Below are 18,128 nucleotides of genomic sequence, written 5' to 3'. Positions count from 1 at the left end.
TAGTCATGCTCGATTTGAAGTTTGTACAAAATAATCTGGATGAAGTTAAAGCCAGTCTTGAAAAAAGAAATTCAAACCTTGATGTCAACGAGTTCCGTGAGCTTGACAACAGGCGCAAAGAGCTTTTGCAGGAAGTTGAATCATTAAAGGCTGAACGCAATTCAACATCCGGTGATATTGCTAAAATTAAACGCGAAGGCGGAGATGCCAGCGAAATTATATCCCGTATGGGTGAGCTTTCAGGAAAAATCAAGGCTCTTGATGAAGATCTGAGAGATATTGAAAGTGCTGAAAGCAAGTGGCTTGCCTCAGTACCTAATATTCCCCATGAATCTGTTCCTGTGGGTAAAGATGAAAATGATAACCCTGTTGAAAGATACTGGGGAGAAAAACCTGAATTTGATTTTACACCTCGTGAACACTGGGATCTTGCCGTAGAACTTGGTGGTGTTGATTTTGAACGTGCCGCAAAGCTTACAGGGGCCAGATTTGCCGTCCTTAAAAAATGGGGCGCAAAACTTGAACGTGCTTTGACTGCTTTTATGATTGATATTCAGACAAATGAGCACGGCTATCAGGAGATTATTCCTCCCTATATCGTCAACCGTGATTCACTTTTTGGAACAGGCCAGCTTCCTAAATTTGAGGAAGACCTATTTAAAGTAGAAGGACTTGATTATTTCATGATTCCTACGGCAGAGGTTCCACTCACAAATCTGCATCGTGATGAAGTGCTTGATGAAGAAGATCTTTCCGTAAAATATTGTGCTCCCACTCCCTGTTTTCGTTCGGAAGCCGGTTCATACGGCAAGGATACCAAAGGCCTGATAAGGCAGCACCAGTTCCATAAAGTTGAAATGGTGCGCTTTGCACATCCTGATAATTCTTTTGATGATCTTGAAGAGATGACAGCCAATGCGGAAGAAATTCTGAAACGCCTGAATCTGCATTACAGGGTCATTACCCTCTGCACCGGAGATATGGGATTCACTTCCAGAAAGACCTATGACCTTGAAGTCTGGCTGCCCGGACAGGATAAGTATCGCGAGATATCTTCATGCTCCAACTGCGGAGACTTTCAGGCCCGCCGTGCCAACATCCGCTTTAAACCCAAAAGTGGTAAGAAAAGCTTTTTTGTACACACTCTTAATGGTTCCGGCCTTGCTGTCGGCAGAACATTTGTTGCCGTTGTCGAGAACTATCAGCAGAAAGACGGTTCAATCGTTGTTCCGGAAGCTTTGCGTCCTTACATGGGTGGTATGGAAGTTATCACAGCAGAATAGAACAGCAGGGTTTGATAATTGGTCCGTGTTTAACGGAATTCCTTAAGTTTTAGCTGCTTGAGATCAGATAATAAAAAAATGGCTGGATGCAGATCTGCACCCAGCCATTTTGTTTATAGCTTTATAAAAGATGTGTTTTATAGCTCAAGCCCGTCTTTTTTGTAATCGTTAAGCTTGTTCCGTAAGGTTCTGACAGATATTCCCAGCAATTCTGCGGCTTTTGTTCTGTTGCCGGAGGTCTGGTCGAGGCTTTGAATTATCAGTTGTTTTTCCATCTCGGCGATGGGGATGACTCCTGATGACGGTGAAAATTGTGCCTGCCCTGAAATCTGTGATTCTGTTCCGGAAACAGCTCCATCCTGTAAAACAGAAGTCGCCTCGGATTCCGGCATCCATGCTTCCGGGTCATTAAGGAAATGCATGGGCATAATTGGCCCTGCTCCGGCGAGAAGAACAGCCCTTTCCATAAGGTTCTGAAGTTCACGAACGTTTCCCGGCCATTCGTAACCGAGCATCCAGCTTTTAGCCTCAGCTGAAAATTCGAGAGGACTCAGACCGTAATCGGAGCAGTAGCGGTCCACAAAAAATTTAGCCAGCAGCATCACATCCTCACCACGTTTGCAGAGTGGAGGGAGCTTGAGTGGAATAACATTCAGGCGGTAGTAGAGGTCCTGCCTGAATTTTCCTTCTTTTACTGTTTCTTCAAGGTCGCGGTTGGTAGTTGCCAGAATACGGACATCTACATTTGTAGTTTCAACTCCACCGACCCGGTCTATCTGCCCTTCCTGAAGAACTCTGAGCAGTTTTGCCTGCAATCCCATGTCCATTTCAGTGATTTCATCGAGCAGTATTGTTCCACCTGAAGCCAGCTCAAATTTGCCGAGCTTACGGCTTATTGCACCGGTGAAAGCGCCTTTTTCATGGCCGAAAAGTTCTGATTCAAGGAGGTGCTCCGGCAGGGCGGCACAGTTTATAGCTACAAAGGGTTTATCAATTCTATCCGAATGGTGGTGCAGGAAACGGGCGAACATTTCTTTACCGGTTCCTGATTCCCCGGAAATAAGAACTGTTGCTTTGGATTTCGCCACTTGCTTGGCAAGGGCAAGAACCCTGAGTACCGCAGGATGTTTTCCAATTATCTGAAATTTGCCCTGAGTTCCCTTGCTGGGTTGTGGGGAGCTGCTTTTATGCTCTGCGCTCGAATCCGGTTCTGAGGCTCTTTTTTCAGGGAGCATCAACTTGATTTTTTCCCACGAGAGCGGCTCAAGCCAGTAATCTCTGGCCCCAAGCTCCATAAATTTCTGGGCTTCATCGGCAGAGCCGTTGCGGGAGAAGATGATTACCGGCGGGAAATTTTCAATATTCACCGCCTCGGCAAGAAGTGCCTGGGCTGAGTATCCCTGCATTATCGGTCTGGTAAAGATTAGACACGGATTTGATTTTTTTATGAAATTTATAGCACCGTTCAGGTTGTCGGCAAGTCCGGCTTCAAACCCGGCTTCTTTGAGCGGGGAAAAAACCGAAGTGACAGACTGGGGATCAGCTATGAATAATAGAGTATTCTCAGGCATGACTAACTTCATATATCTAAGTGGCAACCTTTTCAACCATCTAAAATTGTTAAAAGCGTAATGTTTTGGCTTTTTTTTACGAGTAGCGAAATATATTAAAATAAGGTGCTGTTAGAAACGTGTAAAAAATTGGCTTAAATTTACTCTTTTGTTAAAAATACGGTTATAAAATGACTCATAACAAAAAAACATCTTTAAAAAGGTTGATTTTACATCGACTTGCCCAAAAAGTATCGTTTTGGTAATTAGGCACCACCAAGTAACGAACATTTTTAGGGGATTTTACAAAAGTGATAAAATTTAAAGGTGTAAATAAGTTTTACGGCGAATACCATGCGCTGAGGGAACTGAATCTTCATATTAAACAGGGCGAAGTTGTAGTTGTGTGCGGACCTTCAGGTTCTGGTAAAAGTACAATGATTCGTTGCATTAACAGGCTTGAGCCTATTCAGGAAGGGATAATCGAAGTTGAGGGAACAGATGTTAACGGCCCGAGGGTCAACCTTCCTTTGTTAAGAGCTGAGATAGGATTTGTTTTTCAGCAGTTCAATCTTTATCCCCATATGACAGTTCTGGAAAATATTACTCTGGCTCCAACCATGGTTAGAGGAATGAGAACCAAAGAAGCAAATGAGCTCGCCATGGAACTGCTTTCAAAAGTTAATATCCCTGATAAAGCCGGTTTCTATCCCGCCCAGTTGTCCGGAGGGCAGCAGCAGCGTGTGGCCATAGCCCGCGGTCTTGCAATGCGTCCGCATATCATGCTTTTTGATGAGCCAACTTCCGCACTCGATCCGGAAATGATTAACGAGGTTCTGGATGTAATGAAAGCATTGGCTAGAGAAGGCATGACTATGGTATGCGTAACTCACGAAATGGGGTTTGCCAGAGAAGTTGCCGACAGGGTTCTTTTTATGGACGAGGGAACACTTATTGAAGAAAACACACCTGACGAATTTTTCAAAAACCCGCAGCATGAGCGTTCCAAACTGTTCCTCAGCAAGATTCTTGCTCATTGATATGAAAATCAGCAGCGTTTTTATCATTATATAATAAAAAGCTGTTTTTTGTTTTTGGTATCTTTATATACAAAACTGTTTATTCCGCAGGAGGATGAAATGAAGAAGTTGATGATGCTTGGTCTTGCAGCCGCTCTTGTTCTGAGTGTTGCCGCGAGCGCAGTGGCTGGTGCTACTTATGACAAAGTTATGAAGGAAAAAGTTGTACGTGCCGGTCTCATGACCGACTCTATTCCCGGTGGTTTCTACAACGAAAAGAAAGAATGGGTTGGTCTTGACGTTGATATCGCAAAAGAAATTGCAAAACGTCTCGGATGCAAAATTGAAATGGTTCCTGTAAACAACAAGACCCGTATCAGCTTCCTTCAGACCGGTCGCATTGACATGTCTCTTTCCAACATGACCCACAAGCGTGAACGTGACAAATCCATCGATTTTTCAATTACTTATTTCTTTGATGGTCAGAAAATGCTTGCTCCTAAAGGCAAATTCCACAGCCTCAAAGACTTTGTAGGCAAAAGAGTTGCTGTTCAGCAGGGCACAACTTCTGAAATCAATGTTAAAAATCTTCTGCTGAGCCTTGGTGACAAAGCTCCTAAAGTTATTTCCTTCCAGAAAGAACCCGAATGCTTTCAGGCTCTCCAGATGGGTCGTGTAGATGCATGGTCCACAGACTCCACAATTCTTCTTGGATATGCAGCTCAGGTTCCCGGAAAGTATGAACTCGTTGGTGATTTCTTCTCCAACGAACCTTACGGTATTGGTCTTCCTCAGGATGATTCCGCATGGCGCGATCTGATCAACTTCACTATTCAGGATATGTGGAAAGACGGAACCTACAAAGAACTTTACAACAAATGGTACGGTCCTGACACCAAGTACTACTTCCCGCTTACTGAAAAGATTGAAATGTGGCCTTAGGCTGTATTTTACAAAATTGAGAATTATAAAACGGGTCCGCAGGGCGGGCCCGTTTTTGTCCTTAAAATAAATGCCCGTTTGAAGGGCAGAGCTATTAAAGAAGCATTCCAACAATGATCAATAGATATCTTGAAAAAGAGTGGTTTCAATACCTTTGTCTGGCCGTAATCGCCGGAGCCTTTATTTATTATTTCGGCTGGGTGTTCAACTTCGGTTATAAGTTTGACTGGTCAGTTCTTTTTACCAAGAACGCTACTTATGGTCAGGTTTTCGGTAAAATGCTTTTAACAGGGCTGCAGAAAACCATAATCATAACAATTTTAAGTTCCATCATAGCCCTTGGCCTTGGAATTGTTTTCGGTCTTGGAAGACTTTCGCAGTTTAAGCCTGTGAACTGGTTCAGCACCTGCTATGTCGAATTTTTCAGAAACACACCTCTGCTGGTACAGCTCTTTTTCTGGTATTTTGCACTGCCTGTCGGACTGCCTGAAGCGGCTCGAGATTTTCTGTTCGATCGTAATTATGAAATGATAGCAGCAACAGTCGGACTGGGTATCTATACGAGTTCGTTCATGGCTGAAATCATAAGAGCGGGTATTCAGTCTATCCCCAAAGGGCTTCTGGAAGCATCTTATTCCTCCGGCTTAAGCCCTTTTCAGACCCTGACAAAAATTATCCTCCCCCTTGCCTTCAGATCAATTATCCCCCCGCTTGGAAGTGAATTTCTAAATAACATGAAAAACTCTTCGCTGGCCATGGTTGTTGGCGTGGCGGAACTCTGCTGGTCTTCACAGCAGATAGAATCTCTCACTTTTAAAGGGTTCGAAGCGACAACCGCAGCAACAGTTCTCTATCTCAGTCTTTCTCTTATTATCGCGGGCATTTTGAATCTTGTTAACTTTAAGATGCAGATTATACCGCAGCAGCTTAAAACTACTAAACATCTGATAGCGGATGCTTTTTTCTGGCCTGTTACATCTATTTTTTCCCTCTGTTCCAAAGCCAGCCGAAAGTTTTTTCGCAAAAGGCAGGAAGACTTCAACCTTACCCGCACTCAGGCCATGCGCAGAGCTGTACTGCATACTACTGCAAAAGTTTTCTCTTTTATCTGGAAGGCTGTTTTCATTATCTTTATTGCTTCGGTAATAATTGCAGCCGGAATCGGCATTTCCCATTTTAATTTCGGAGTAATTCGTGACAACTTCATGACTCTGCTGATCTGGAGATTTCCTAACGGTGGCCCCAATGAGGTTTTATGGGGACTCGGTGGATTGTCATATTCAATCTTGATGTCGATTATTGCCATCGTGGTCAGCTTCATCATAGGTCTGGTTGTGGGCGTTGCCAGAACATCAAAGAACAAACTCTTTCTTATCCCAAGCACTCTGTATATTGAAATTATCCGAGGAAACCCCCTGATTATGGTTATTTTCTGGGTATATTTCTTTGTGCCTATTTTAACCGATACTTATCTCGATGTTTTCTGGAGTGCGACCATAGCTCTGACTATTTTTACCGGTGCATATCTTGGTGAAATTGTGCGAAGCGGTATTCAGAACCTTCCCGTGGGACAGTTTGAAGCTGCTGCAAGTACTGGTCTCACCTATTTTCAGACCATGAGGAAAATTATCATTCCTCAGGCTCTCAAACAGATGCTTCCTGCTATTGTCGGCCAGTTTATCACAATTTTTAAAGACTCTTCCCTTGCTTATGTTATTGGTGTTCTTGAGCTTACCTTTGTTGCTCAGGGTATAAATAACAGGCTCATGATTTATCCTTTTGAAATTTACACAACTATCGCAGCATTGTATTTTATCTGTTGCTACCTTATGAGCATCGTGGCAAGACGCCTTGAGCGGAAGTTGTCCACCGATACTTTCCGCCTGCAAATGTAAACTTTAATCGTTCCCTGTTTTAAAGGCTGGGAACGATACTAATAACGCGTTCGGAGAGTTCTGATGCCTGGAAGAAGTGTCCCGGTATTTTGTTATCATGCTGTTTGTAAAGAAGACGGGCATAGCCCTGAAGTTTTTGCCTCACACCTCGATGCCATGCTTGAGATGGGCTACCGCACCATTACCGCACGGCATCTTTATGAAATCTGCATGGGCAGAAGGCCCGTTGATGGCAAATATGTTGTTCTTACCTTTGATGACTGCCATATAAGCAATTGGATTCACGCTGTTCCTCTTTTACAGGAAAGGGGAATGACCGGGATCTTTTTTGCCTGTACTGATTTTATAGTTCCGGGTCCCGTGAGGAGCATGTCTCAGTTCCCGGCTTTAATGTCTGTCCGTAATTCATTTATAAATGCTTTTTCGAAAAAAGATTATTCGCAGTTTATGAATGAGGATGAGTTGAAGGCCCTTGTCCATGATAAGGGAATGGAAGTCTATTCGCATACCTGCCGACACCAGCCCTGTTTTACCGATATGAGAAACAGGAATGATTTCAGTGAAAAAAGTCACTGGTCTGCATGGGCTGTTTACGGTGAAAAAATAAGCGGAGTGCCGGTATACAGGGCCGGTAGTGCCTATGCTTACAATGGTTTCTGGCCTGTTTTTGAGGATGGACGGGTCTCTTTTAAAAGACGCAGTGATGAAGAAAGACGTGAATTCTGCCGTGATGAATTTTCACGCTCGTATGAAGTTGCCAAAAAAATTAATGGACAGAGTGTTCAGTTTCTCTGCTGGCCATGGGGACATTTTGATAATCTTTCCATGTCCGTTGCGGCCCAGTGCGGATATCAGGGAACATTTACCCTTGAACGCACGGCCAATGTTTTCGGCACAAACCCCATGCGTATAAACAGGATCGGGGTGGGGCGTCAGAAAAAGGCAGACTGGATAAAGAAACGTCTGAACATGTATTCTCACGAAATCTCAGCCCGGCTGTGCTTTAAATTTTTTAATAAGAAAAATGATATCAGCAAAGTCCTTTATATAACCGACTCCGGTAAAAATTCAGGTGGAAGCCGTCAGCTTGTGAACAGTGCCGCGGCTATGATTTCCAGCGGAGTTGAGGTTATGGCCGTGCTCCCTCCTGGTGCCGCCCTTGCTCCTGAACTCCAAAAAATTGGAGTTGAAGTCGTCACACTTGAAAATTTCAAAAATTTTCTCGGGGCAGGGCTTATTCTTGCTGAACTGATACAGGATGCAGGAGTTGATGTTGTTCACACATTCCACAACCGTGCGGTAAAAGCTGTTTGTGTTGCAAAATGTTTGTGTCTGGCTTCCGGATTTAAATTCAAGGCATTTTTCAATAGAGGAGTTATCTATAAACCCAATCCTCTTGCTCCGTTATTTGCTTTGATAGGTAACGGGTACATCAGCAATTCTGAAAAATGTCGCCAAGTTCTGCGCAAAAGTTTTGTCCCCGAAAAAAGAGTCCATATTGCTTTTAATTCATTTGCTGCCGAAGATGTCGCATATGATAGAAATTCAGCCGTGACAGTTGTTTATGCAGGTAATGGCGGACATGCAAAAGGAGCTGATGTTTTTGCAAAATGTGTGGAACGGTTGCTGAAAATGGCAGATTGCGAAAATATCCGTTTTATAGCTGTAGGTGTTGGAGATAAAAATGTGCTGAAGCCTTTTGTCTCAGCCGAAGCTCTTGAAAGAATAGAATTTCCTGGTTTTGTGGCCCACGAAAAAGTTACAGAAATTCTTGGACGTGCGCACATATATGTAATGAGTTCACGGCAGGAGAGTATGCCGAATACCCTTATAGAGGCTTTCAATGCCGGTCTTGCCGCTGTCTGTACTGATGCCGGCGGGACATCTGAACTGGTTAAAGACGGGGTTAACGGCTTCATCTGTCCGGTTGAAGATGATAAGTCACTTTCTGAAAAGATTCTCAGGTTGATAAATGATCCTGAATTGCGCCAAAAGATGGGCAGAATAAATCGTAAAATTGTCAGGGAGCGTCTGGACACCGCATCCAAGGCCATGAATCTGCTTCATATCTACAGTTCAAAACCGGGTGACAAACCGATTATTCCTGATCTTGATATTGAAAGTCTTATCAACAATAAGTAGTACGGTTATAAATAGCTTTTAAACTAAATTTAAAAGGGCGGTATAATCGAATGGAAAAGCTCGTTTCTGAAATTGGTGAACTGCTTGTCTCCAAAGGATGGACTATGTCTACTGCCGAGTCATGCACCGGTGGTCTCGTTGCTGCAACACTGACTGATGTTTCCGGCAGTTCGCGCTGGTTCAGCGGTGCAATTGTCGCTTATTCCAACGAGATAAAAATGGCTATGCTTGATGTTTCGGAAAAGACCCTGATTGACCATGGTGCGGTCAGTGAAGAGACCGTTCTGGAGATGGCTGACGGTGTAAGCAAAAAGCTCGGAACACAGGTGGGAATATCTCTTTCGGGCGTTGCAGGTCCTACAGGTGGCTCTGCTGAAAAACCTGTTGGAACAGTCTGGATGGGCTGGCATATCGGAGACAAAACTTTTGCCCGCAAGTGCCTTTTTAGTGGAGACCGGGCTGCAGTTAAAAAGCAGAGTCTTGAGTATGTGCTTGAAACTCTGAGAGATCAGCTTCTGTAAAGTTGGCATAGATTTTATGCTCTGAGTGTTTATTTTTCCGGATAGACCCTTTTCAGTTCTTATTTTTCATTGTAGGCTTCATGGTACTGAGTGAGGTCTTTTTTAGTTTTAAACAAGATGTTCATAACCTTCTTTACTTGTTGAAATTATATGAAAAAAATAAGAACATTCTTCGCTATCCCGCTTCCTGACGAATGGAAGAGCCGCTTTGGTGACGTTCAGAATTCCCTGAAAGAGAATGTCACTTCGAAAGTCTCATGGGTGAAACCTGAAAATATGCATATCACTCTCCGCTTTCTTGGTAATCTTACTGAGGCTGAGCTTGAAAAATATATTTCCTATGCAAAAAATCTTGAATTTTCTTCTTTTAATGTCAGTTTGTCCGGCATATCCGGCTTCCCTTTTTTAAAGCAGCCAAGAGTTGTCTGGGCGGGTATAGCGCAAGGCAAAGATAGTGTTAAACAGCTGGCAGTAGCTTTGCAGGAAGCCCTTAAAAATGAGGAAGAGATTCTGGAAAGAAAGAATTTTAATGCCCACGTGACTCTGGCCAGAGTGAGATCTTTTTCAGGAGAAAACTGGGAAAATCTAGTCCGTCCGTTCAGTGTTGAAACTCTTCCGGTTTACTTGGCAGAATATTTTTGCCTTTACCAAAGTGAACTGACTCCGTCCGGTCCGGTTTACACTGAGCTGAAGCGCTTTGATCTTAGCTGATAACTGCTGCGTTGCATGCAGCTTTTACACCTCAGGCATAAATGATATAGCTCTCGGATAAGATTTATCAGGAGAGCTATATGAGTTCTGTTCAGCCAGAAATTTTTAAGTATATAAATGAGTCAGTCAATCCGGCCTGTAGAAAACTGCTGCTGGGCTCTGTAGGTGGAAATCATCTGCTTGAAGCCGGTCTGCGCAGTCTTGATCATGATTCAAACCTTGCTGTTGAGTTGCTGTCGGCAGCATGGTGTGCTTCCCCTGTCGATGGAAGGATAGCTGCCACGCTAATGTCAGTGGACGGGCTTTTAGCTCTTTTGCCTGATGATATGGCCGTCTGCATAAAAAATGTAGCTGAGCACTGGAAGCGTCCTGAAAATCTTTCTTATTTTATGCGTCTCGCCGGTAGACGTGATTTTGATAAAATAGGTTCTTACCTCATCTCTAATATTGAAAAAGACAGTGGAAATTTTTTCTGGATTCAGCAGGGGCTTATACATGCTGCTTTTAGAGGCGATTATGACTTTGCATCTGCCGTGCTGAAACCGCTAAAAAAAAGTATGCTCCCGGTATGGAACGCTATGCGGAGCTGGTTCGCTTTTTTGGAAGAGGATAATGATCAGGCTTTAAATCTGCTTATAGAAAGTGGAAAAAGTTTTGGCCTGTTTAACTTTTGCAGTCTTGCGGCTTCGGTTTTCCTGAAACTTGGAGAAAAGGAAAAGGCTGTATCCATTCTTGGGGAAACCGTTTCTGCCCAACCGTGGAGAACAAGTGAACTCCTGCGCTTGCACGATATAGTAAAAGGAATAGATAACCGTCTGCCGTCTGTTCCTGAAAATTTGGTTATTCTGCTTTATTCATACAACAAGGCCGAAGAACTGGACGCCACTTTTCGGTCACTTTTCAAATCTGATCTTGGTAATGCCCGTATTATTATCCTTGATAATGGTTCCACTGATTCTTCCTCATGCGTCATAGACAAGTGGCAGGATTCTTTTTCTTCGCGGCTTAAGAGGATTGATCTTCCTGTTAATATAGGAGCCGCCGCAGCCAGAAACTGGCTGATGACCACTGCTGAAGTCAAAGCAAGTGAATATGTATTATATCTTGATGATGATGTAGAAGTTCCTGAAAACTGGCTCCATTATTTTGCAGCTGCTGTTGAAAATTATCCTGATGCCGGAGCGTGGGGCTGCCGGGTTGTTGATTTTTCTGCGCCACGGATTATGCAGTCTGTCGATCTCCATCTGGTTCAGCCGGAAGGAAGCGAAGGTGACGGTCCTGAATATAATCTCGGTGAAATAAGTCCTAATCCTTTTAAAGTTTCTGATCTTCATCATCAGGGGCTTGATTCCGGAAATTTTAATTTTATGCGCCCCTGTTCTTCCGTAACAGGCTGCTGCCACCTTTTCAAAACTTCAAGGCTGCTTGACAATGGAGGGTTTTCCCTGTTCCTTTCTCCATCCCAGTATGATGATATGGAACACGATATCAGGCTCTGTCTGCAAGAAGAGTGGCCTGTGTATCAGGGACATCTGCGGATTCTGCACCGAAAGAATACCGGAAATGCGAGCCGGCTTTCCGCAAAGCAGGAAAGCAATGCCATAGGCAATAAATATAAGATGCAGGCAATGCATCCCAGAAGTGAAATTTTAAAGATCATGGCAGAAGAAGAAAAAATTCTGCGTGACGACCTGCGGACAAAGCTTGATTTTTTATGCCGTCAGGGAGTAATCGCCTGAGGCGGAGCATGTCTTAAGGTGAATAATTTTTAATATATATAAATTGGATGCGGTTTTAAATCCTACTGTATTAGGGCTGGTAAACCGTTTGATTCAGGAGGATTTGATGTCTGAGCATGACGCAAGTGAAGATTTTCTGGACAGTCTGCCCGAGCTTGAAGCCGGCAAAACTTTTGCTTTTTCCTGTCACCCCGGTATTTCCTGTTTTAATGCCTGCTGCGGTGATCTGAATCTGATGATGACTCCTTATGATGTTCTGCGCCTGCGTACATCTCTTGGCATGGACAGTAAAAAATTTGTTAACACTCATCTCGAAATTTCACGTACTCCGGAAACAGGATTTCCTATGGTTCGTCTGCGCATGCTTGATAACCGCAAACGCAGTTGCCCGTTTGTGCGGGATTCCGGTTGCTCTGTATACCTGAACAGACCCGGAGCATGCAGAACATACCCCCTTGGCAGGGCTTCACGCCTTGACGATGACGGTAATGTTATTGAGCAGTTTTTTATTGTTAAAGAACCCCATTGTAACGGTTTTAAAGAGACTAAAGAGTGGACCAGCACTGAATGGTTGAAGGATCAGGGCCTTGAAAAATACAATGAAGTAAATGACCGCTACATGCGCCTGATGACTAAAGTAAGACGTATGGGCCGGGCTCTTGATGACCGCCAGCTGAACATGGCCTTTCTGGCCCTTTTCCAGATTGACAATTTTAAAAATTTCATCAAAGACATGAATGTTTTTTCAAGGCTTGATGTCAGTGAAGCCGAACAGAACGCTATTTATGAAGATGATGAAAAGTGTCTTGATTTTGCGCTGAACTGGATTGAGCTGGTTGTCACTGGTGAGTGTGAAAATTTAAGTCCGAAAAAATAGTCTGCTGACTGGCTTTAATGGAGAGGAATATCTCCCGGAAAAGTGCAGCCGCAGTTAAATTAATTTGTTGGAGAGACTTTGAGCGATAAGCCGAATTTTGAATTAGACAGTCCGAAGATAGTTACAGACTCAGAATTCGGATTGCTGCGCGGATCTTTTTCGCCGGGAACCAGAGTCGTTTTCACCAACGGCTGCTTTGATATTCTGCACGCCGGTCATGTTGATCTGCTGACTCGCGCTGCGAAACAGGGGGATATCCTTGTTCTCGGGCTTAATAGTGATACCTCTGTGCGGTCGATTAAAGGGAGCAAACGCCCTGTAAATTCCGAGCGGCACCGTGCTTTTGTGCTGGCGGGACTTGGCGTAATAGATTATGTAATTCTCTTCGATGAGGACACTCCGTACAACCTGATATCCTCTGTCAGGCCGGATATACTGGTTAAAGGCGGCGACTGGAGTGTGGATAATATTGTCGGGCGTGATATCGTGGAGGAAAACGGCGGAAAGGTGCTTAGCCTTCCATTCCTGCCGGGATATTCCACAACAGGTCTTCTAAAACGTATTCATGAAGAAGATATCCGTTAGCTTTTATTGAATTGCAGGGATATTGAACTTTTTTTTGGTTTTTATGTGTGCTGAACTTGACAAGGCTTCGATCTCTAGGTACTAGATTCAGCTCACTTGATTTGACGGGCCAATAGCTCAGTTGGTAGAGCCCCCGGCTCATAACCGGATGGTCCCAGGTTCGAATCCTGGTTGGCCCACCATTAAACACAATGCTGTTGCATATAAAAGACAGTTCTGAAGTGTTCCAGCAGAAAAATTTATAGTATCCAGTGCTCCCTCGGGATTTTGGTCCCCACGGGAGCATATTCATTTTTTTCGGGGTATTATTTTTAAGGAGCTGTTTTACAAGGATGCTGATTTTTTTATAGTTTTGTTTTATAAGCTTTGAATTATGAAAACATCTGAAATCATCAACCTTATCGAATCCCATGCTCCAACGGTTTTTGCCGCATCATGGGATAACAGCGGAGTTCAGGTTGCAGGGCGCGAGCGTGAAGTTGCAAAACTTGCGGTAGCTTTAGACCCGCTTCCTGAGACGATTGCGAGTGCTATTGAGAGTGGAGCACGCTTTGTGCTGACTCATCATCCTCTGACTCTTGAACCGCGTTTGCCGAATAAGCTGGACGGGTTTCATGAGGTCTTAAGGATGCTTTTGAGCACCGAGACAACTCTTTTTTCAAGCCATACTTCTCTGGATGTTCAGATTGCGGGACCGGTCAGCTGGCCTGCGAGAGATCTGGGGCTTGAAAATATAAAGGTTCTTGATGAGACAGCGCGCGCAGGGGATGGCGAAATCTTAGGCTTCGGCTGCATAGGGTCCTTATCTTCAGCAATGTCGTTTGACGATTTTGCGGGAAAAGTGGCAGAGCTCAGCGGATGTTCTGTTTTATCTGTCTGCGGTCCGTTGCCGGAGAAAGTCGCTACCGTTGCTATGTGTCCGGGTTCCGGGTCTTCAATGATGGATGAAGCTTTTAAAGCAGGGGCTGACGTCTACATTACCGGAGATGTGAAATATCACCCGGCACAGGAAGCTGGCGGAGCAGTTATAGATGTGGGGCATTTTTCACTGGAAGAGGAAATGATGCGCCGCTTTGCCCTCGTATTGCGTGGCGAGCTTGAACCGAACGGAGTGGATGTACAATTTTTCAAAGGCCATGATCCGTTTGCTTATTATGTTGACGGAATCAGGCACAAAAGCCTGAGTTAGGACTCTTTACAAAGTCTTCGCGGGCATTATTCTTGAGATACCCGTTTCCCGATTGTGCACAGGCCATGCACAGGGAAATATGTTTTATAACGGAAAAACAGGTCGTTCCATGCCTTTTTCCGAACATTGATTGCGCGGATATTTCCTTTAAAAAATCAGGAAAGCCGTAAAAGGGGACCCCAGCATGTATGAAAAACAGATTGAACAGCTTGTTATTCTTCAAAAGGTAGACGACGAAATCATTCTGCTCGAATCCGAAATTGATCAGGCTCCCAAGGATGTTGCGGCACTTGAGTCGCGCCATGCCTCACTTACCAAACGTAAAACTCAGATTGAAGAAAAGCTTGAAATGCTGAGAGATCAGCAGAAGCGTCTTGAGCTTGAAATCGAAGAGGACGACGTTAAGATCAAAAAGAGCAAAAGCAAGCTGATGATGGTAGGTAATACCAAGGAATATCATGCCATGATGCGTGAAATGGACAGCCTTGAGAAGCTTAACAGGCTTCGTGAGGATGAAAAAGTCACCATTATGGAAGAGACTGAACGTCAGAAAGATGCTCTGAAAGATATTGATGAAAAATTTTCTGTCCTCAACAGTGAGCTTGAGGAAAAACGCATCGGCCTTAAAACCCGTCTGGAACAGGCTCAGGGTGATCTGGACAAGTTGAATACCCGTCGTCGCAAAGCCTGTGACGCGATCCCCGAACCTATCCTCAACAGATATGAGTTCATACGTTCTCGCCTTGAACATCCTGTTATTGTTCCGGTTGAAGATGCTATCTGCTCTGGATGTCATATTATGATTCCTCCTCAGATTTACAACGATCTTCAGAAAGGCCATCAGATTATCAGCTGCCCCAACTGCCAGCGTCTTATATTCTGGATAGAGCATTTCCCCGAATCTGCCCGTCCTGAATCCATGAAGAAGCCGGCAGCGGAATAGCAGGTTTTTATTTCAGTATAATCAGGGGGAGCATGGCTCCCCTTATTTAAACAGATTTTGGAGTCGGACGGGTCATCGCCGCGGTGTAATGCCGGGGAGGAAAGTCCGGGCTCCGCAGGGCATGGCGCTGGGTAACTCCCAGCGGAAGCGATTCCGGGAAAGTGCCACAGAAAACAGACCGCCACGGCTTTTGCCGGGGTAAGGGTGAAAAGGTGGTGTAAGAGACCACCAGCGGGCATGGTGACATGTCCGGCTGGGTAAACCCCGTCCGGAGCAAGACCAAATAGGGAAGCGTTTGAGGCCGGCCCGGCTGAAGCTTTCGGGTAGGTTGCTTGAGGTGTATGGTAACATACGTCCTAGATGAATGATGACCATCCTGCTTGCAGGATACAAGACCCGGCTTACAGTCCGGCTCCTTATCTGTTTAAAACTCCTTTAAAGGAAGTTTATTCCTTCCACTTTTATCCACAAACAGACTCCGGGCAGGAGTTGTCCGTTACCTGACAAGTTTCCCGGAGGCGAGAGTCAACCAATGAGCTCATCCGGTGATTTCTGGGCAGTTATATTAGCTGCCGGCAGTGGAACCAGACTTGCCGCTTCAGTCGGCGGAGTTAAAAAGCAATACCTTAACTGGAAAGGAATGCCGCTTTTCTGGCATTCAGCCACTACTTTTTCCCGTATTCCCCGCATCAAGGGCTTAGTCTTTGTTTTCCCCCCTTCAGATATTGATAAAATGAAAGAGCGTGTAGATGAGCTGAACAGCAGTTGCTCTCTCGGGCTGACTTATAAAGTTGTCTCAGGAGGGGAGAGAAGGCAGGATTCTGTTTTCAACGGACTTAAAGACCTTCCGGCTACATGTTCCCACGTACTCATTCACGATTCTGCAAGACCTTTTGCCTCCGCTTCCATGATAAGCTCCATTATCGATGAGCTTGATAAGGGTGCTTCTGGAGTTGTTCCGGCTGTAAAAGTCACTGATACGATTAAAACCGTTAATGGCAATACAATTACAGGAACCCCGGACAGGTCAGACCTTAGAGCTGTTCAGACCCCTCAGGGTTTCCCGCTGCATCTGATCCGGAAAGCCCATGAAATTTCAGACGGCGAAGGTTGGAACGTGACTGACGATGCTTCAATGCTCGAAATGATGGGAGAAAGCGTCGTTGTCTGTCAGGGTGAAGAAAGTAATATCAAAATCACAAATCCTGAAGACCTTGCTAAACTTGAGGAGACTAAAATGTATGTCCCGTGCGTAGGCTGGGGGTATGATGTTCACCGTTACGGTTCCGGACGTCCGATGGTTCTGGGTGGAATACCCATTCCCGGAGGGCCTGAAGTCGTAGCTCATTCTGATGGAGATGTCCTTTATCATGCTCTTGCCGATGCCATTTTAGGGCTTTTCGGTGGCGGAGATATCGGATTGCACTTTCCTGATACGGATGCAGCCCTTGAAAATATGAGCAGCGGCATTATTGTTATGGAAGCTTTGTCCAAAGCTGAAGCTGAAGGAATTAAAATAGTCCATGCCGACCTGACTGTGATTGCACAGATTCCCAAGCTTGCTCCCTACAGAGAACAGATAAGGAAGAATGTGGCTTCTGTCATGGGACTTCCGCAGAGTAGAGTTAATGTAAAAGCTACGACAGAAGAAAAGCTCGGGTTTACCGGAGAAAAAAAAGGAATCAAAGCAGTTGCCACTGTAACCGGTGTAAGACTTGCTGACGTGGATGGATAATCACATGACTGGATTTAAACGCGTTTTTTTTACCGTTCTATTGGTTTTAGTTGTTCTGTCCGCTGCCGGAGCCGGCGGTGGATATATATGGCTTCATGAATATTCGGTAGAAACAGTTCGCGAGATTGCCGATAAGTACAGCTCTATAGTTAAGATTGATTTTAAAGATGCCATGATCAATCCTTTTGATGAGAGCATATACATTGACGGTGTTAATCTTGATTTTGCCATGGGTTCAGCTATCTCGGTGGGAAGAGTTCATATTTCCGGTATTGACCGGGAACATCGCATTCCGAGATATATGCATTTCAAAGCTGAAAAGGTCTCTATTCCAGTAACTTTTATGAATTTCGGTTCATCATTCAGCTCTCTTGAAAAAATGGGCTACCGGGCTCTTGGTTTTGACCTCGGGGCCGACTACATATATGAAGACCAGAACAACCGGTTCATACTGAAAAAGCTTGAACTTGACGGAAAAGATCTGGCAAGCCTTAATATTGCTCTTGGACTTGAGCATGTGAAGCTTGATAAGCCGGGCATAAGCGGCTTTATTGGCACTCGCATATATAGTGGTGGCATTATTTTCAAAGATCATTCTCTGGCTGAACGGGTGCTTGATTTTCTGGCACAGGAAGAATCTTTGAGCAGAAAGGATTATACCAGCAGGCTTGTAGAGCGGGTCGAATTCCTGAAATTAAAAGCCAGAGAGCGCGGTTACAGTTATGCAGAGGATTTTTACGGTACTTTTCAGAACGTTTTAAAAAATCCATCCGATTTTTCTTTAAAGATTTCTCCTGAGGATGCAACGCCACTGCTTTACATCTTTATGGGGCGGGATCTGGATGAGATTATTGATCTTTACAGAATTCAATTGGACAAAGGAAAAGATGTTGCCGTTGCGCAGCAGGATAATTAATATCCCGGCCTGACGATTAAAAAATAGTTTTTAAAAAAGAAATCTGTGGACATTGAACATTTCATCCGGTCTGTGGGAAAT

Annotated in this window: 15 protein-coding genes, 1 tRNA gene and 1 other RNA gene; 16 read left to right on the top strand and 1 reads right to left on the bottom strand. The window is 44.5% G+C overall.

The window, feature by feature from the left end; translation table 11 throughout:
- Nucleotides 1-5 precede the first annotated feature (5 nt).
- Nucleotides 6-1,283: a serine--tRNA ligase gene (gene serS / locus G496_RS0101230; protein WP_027177667.1), complete on the top strand. Its 1,278-nt coding sequence runs from the start codon at nucleotides 6-8 to the stop codon at nucleotides 1,281-1,283.
- 137 nt (nucleotides 1,284-1,420) lie between these two features.
- Here the strand turns inward: serS and G496_RS0101225 are convergent, their stop codons facing one another.
- Nucleotides 1,421-2,854, bottom strand: coding sequence for a sigma-54-dependent transcriptional regulator (locus tag G496_RS0101225; protein WP_027177666.1), 1,434 nt, complete (start codon nucleotides 2,852-2,854; stop codon nucleotides 1,421-1,423).
- Between the two features lie 290 nt (nucleotides 2,855-3,144).
- On the opposite strand from G496_RS0101225, the gene G496_RS0101220 reads away from it, so the two are divergent.
- The 15 genes from G496_RS0101220 to G496_RS18445 all read left to right on the top strand — a co-directional run bounded on the left by G496_RS0101220 (nucleotide 3,145) and on the right by G496_RS18445 (nucleotide 18,047).
- Entirely contained in the window at nucleotides 3,145-3,873 is a 729-nt protein-coding gene (locus G496_RS0101220) for an amino acid ABC transporter ATP-binding protein (protein WP_027177665.1), read from the top strand.
- A 99-nt stretch (nucleotides 3,874-3,972) separates the two neighbouring features.
- The gene (locus G496_RS0101215) at nucleotides 3,973-4,794 is read left to right on the top strand and encodes an ABC transporter substrate-binding protein (protein ID WP_027177664.1); all 822 of its coding nucleotides are present in this window, start codon (nucleotides 3,973-3,975) and stop codon (nucleotides 4,792-4,794) included.
- A gap of 113 nt (nucleotides 4,795-4,907) precedes the next feature.
- Nucleotides 4,908-6,689, top strand: a complete 1,782-nt coding sequence (locus G496_RS0101210; protein ID WP_027177663.1) for an amino acid ABC transporter permease — start codon at nucleotides 4,908-4,910, stop codon at nucleotides 6,687-6,689.
- Between the two features lie 63 nt (nucleotides 6,690-6,752).
- Nucleotides 6,753-8,831 carry a glycosyltransferase gene (locus G496_RS0101205; protein ID WP_027177662.1) on the top strand — a complete coding sequence of 693 codons (2,079 nt, stop codon included), beginning with the start codon at nucleotides 6,753-6,755 and terminating at the stop codon, nucleotides 8,829-8,831.
- Nucleotides 8,832-8,881: 50 nt separating this feature from the next.
- Nucleotides 8,882-9,352, top strand: coding sequence for a CinA family protein (locus G496_RS0101200; protein ID WP_027177661.1), 471 nt, complete (start codon nucleotides 8,882-8,884; stop codon nucleotides 9,350-9,352).
- A gap of 150 nt (nucleotides 9,353-9,502) precedes the next feature.
- Entirely contained in the window at nucleotides 9,503-10,063 is a 561-nt protein-coding gene (gene thpR, locus G496_RS0101195) for an RNA 2',3'-cyclic phosphodiesterase (protein ID WP_027177660.1), read from the top strand.
- A gap of 80 nt (nucleotides 10,064-10,143) precedes the next feature.
- Entirely contained in the window at nucleotides 10,144-11,802 is a 1,659-nt protein-coding gene (locus tag G496_RS0101190) for a glycosyltransferase family A protein (RefSeq protein ID WP_034631998.1), read from the top strand.
- A 106-nt stretch (nucleotides 11,803-11,908) separates the two neighbouring features.
- Nucleotides 11,909-12,679: a YkgJ family cysteine cluster protein gene (locus G496_RS0101185; protein ID WP_034631976.1), complete on the top strand. Its 771-nt coding sequence runs from the start codon at nucleotides 11,909-11,911 to the stop codon at nucleotides 12,677-12,679.
- A 78-nt stretch (nucleotides 12,680-12,757) separates the two neighbouring features.
- Nucleotides 12,758-13,264 (top strand): D-glycero-beta-D-manno-heptose 1-phosphate adenylyltransferase, encoded by a 507-nt coding sequence (rfaE2, locus tag G496_RS0101180; RefSeq protein ID WP_027177657.1) that lies wholly within the window; start codon nucleotides 12,758-12,760, stop codon nucleotides 13,262-13,264.
- A gap of 106 nt (nucleotides 13,265-13,370) precedes the next feature.
- Nucleotides 13,371-13,446: transfer RNA gene (locus G496_RS0101175), tRNA-Ile, on the top strand.
- Between the two features lie 191 nt (nucleotides 13,447-13,637).
- Nucleotides 13,638-14,453 carry a Nif3-like dinuclear metal center hexameric protein gene (locus G496_RS0101170; protein ID WP_027177656.1) on the top strand — a complete coding sequence of 272 codons (816 nt, stop codon included), beginning with the start codon at nucleotides 13,638-13,640 and terminating at the stop codon, nucleotides 14,451-14,453.
- A 184-nt stretch (nucleotides 14,454-14,637) separates the two neighbouring features.
- Entirely contained in the window at nucleotides 14,638-15,396 is a 759-nt protein-coding gene (locus G496_RS0101165) for a zinc ribbon domain-containing protein (RefSeq protein ID WP_027177655.1), read from the top strand.
- Nucleotides 15,397-15,455: 59 nt separating this feature from the next.
- Nucleotides 15,456-15,816: RNase P RNA component class A (gene rnpB / locus G496_RS20325), an RNA gene on the top strand.
- Between the two features lie 112 nt (nucleotides 15,817-15,928).
- Complete coding sequence (ispD, locus tag G496_RS0101160; RefSeq protein WP_027177654.1) at nucleotides 15,929-17,131, top strand: 2-C-methyl-D-erythritol 4-phosphate cytidylyltransferase; 1,203 nt, start codon at nucleotides 15,929-15,931, stop codon at nucleotides 17,129-17,131.
- A 4-nt stretch (nucleotides 17,132-17,135) separates the two neighbouring features.
- On the top strand, nucleotides 17,136-18,047 hold the full coding sequence (locus G496_RS18445; RefSeq protein ID WP_051294750.1) for a hypothetical protein: 912 nt from the start codon (nucleotides 17,136-17,138) through the stop codon (nucleotides 18,045-18,047).
- The last annotated feature ends 81 nt before the right edge of the window (nucleotides 18,048-18,128 follow it).

The sequence above is a fragment of the Maridesulfovibrio bastinii DSM 16055 genome (genome assembly GCF_000429985.1).
Taxonomy (GTDB): Bacteria; Desulfobacterota; Desulfovibrionia; order Desulfovibrionales; family Desulfovibrionaceae; genus Maridesulfovibrio; species Maridesulfovibrio bastinii.
This window is presented reverse-complemented; position numbering and strand designations above follow the sequence as displayed.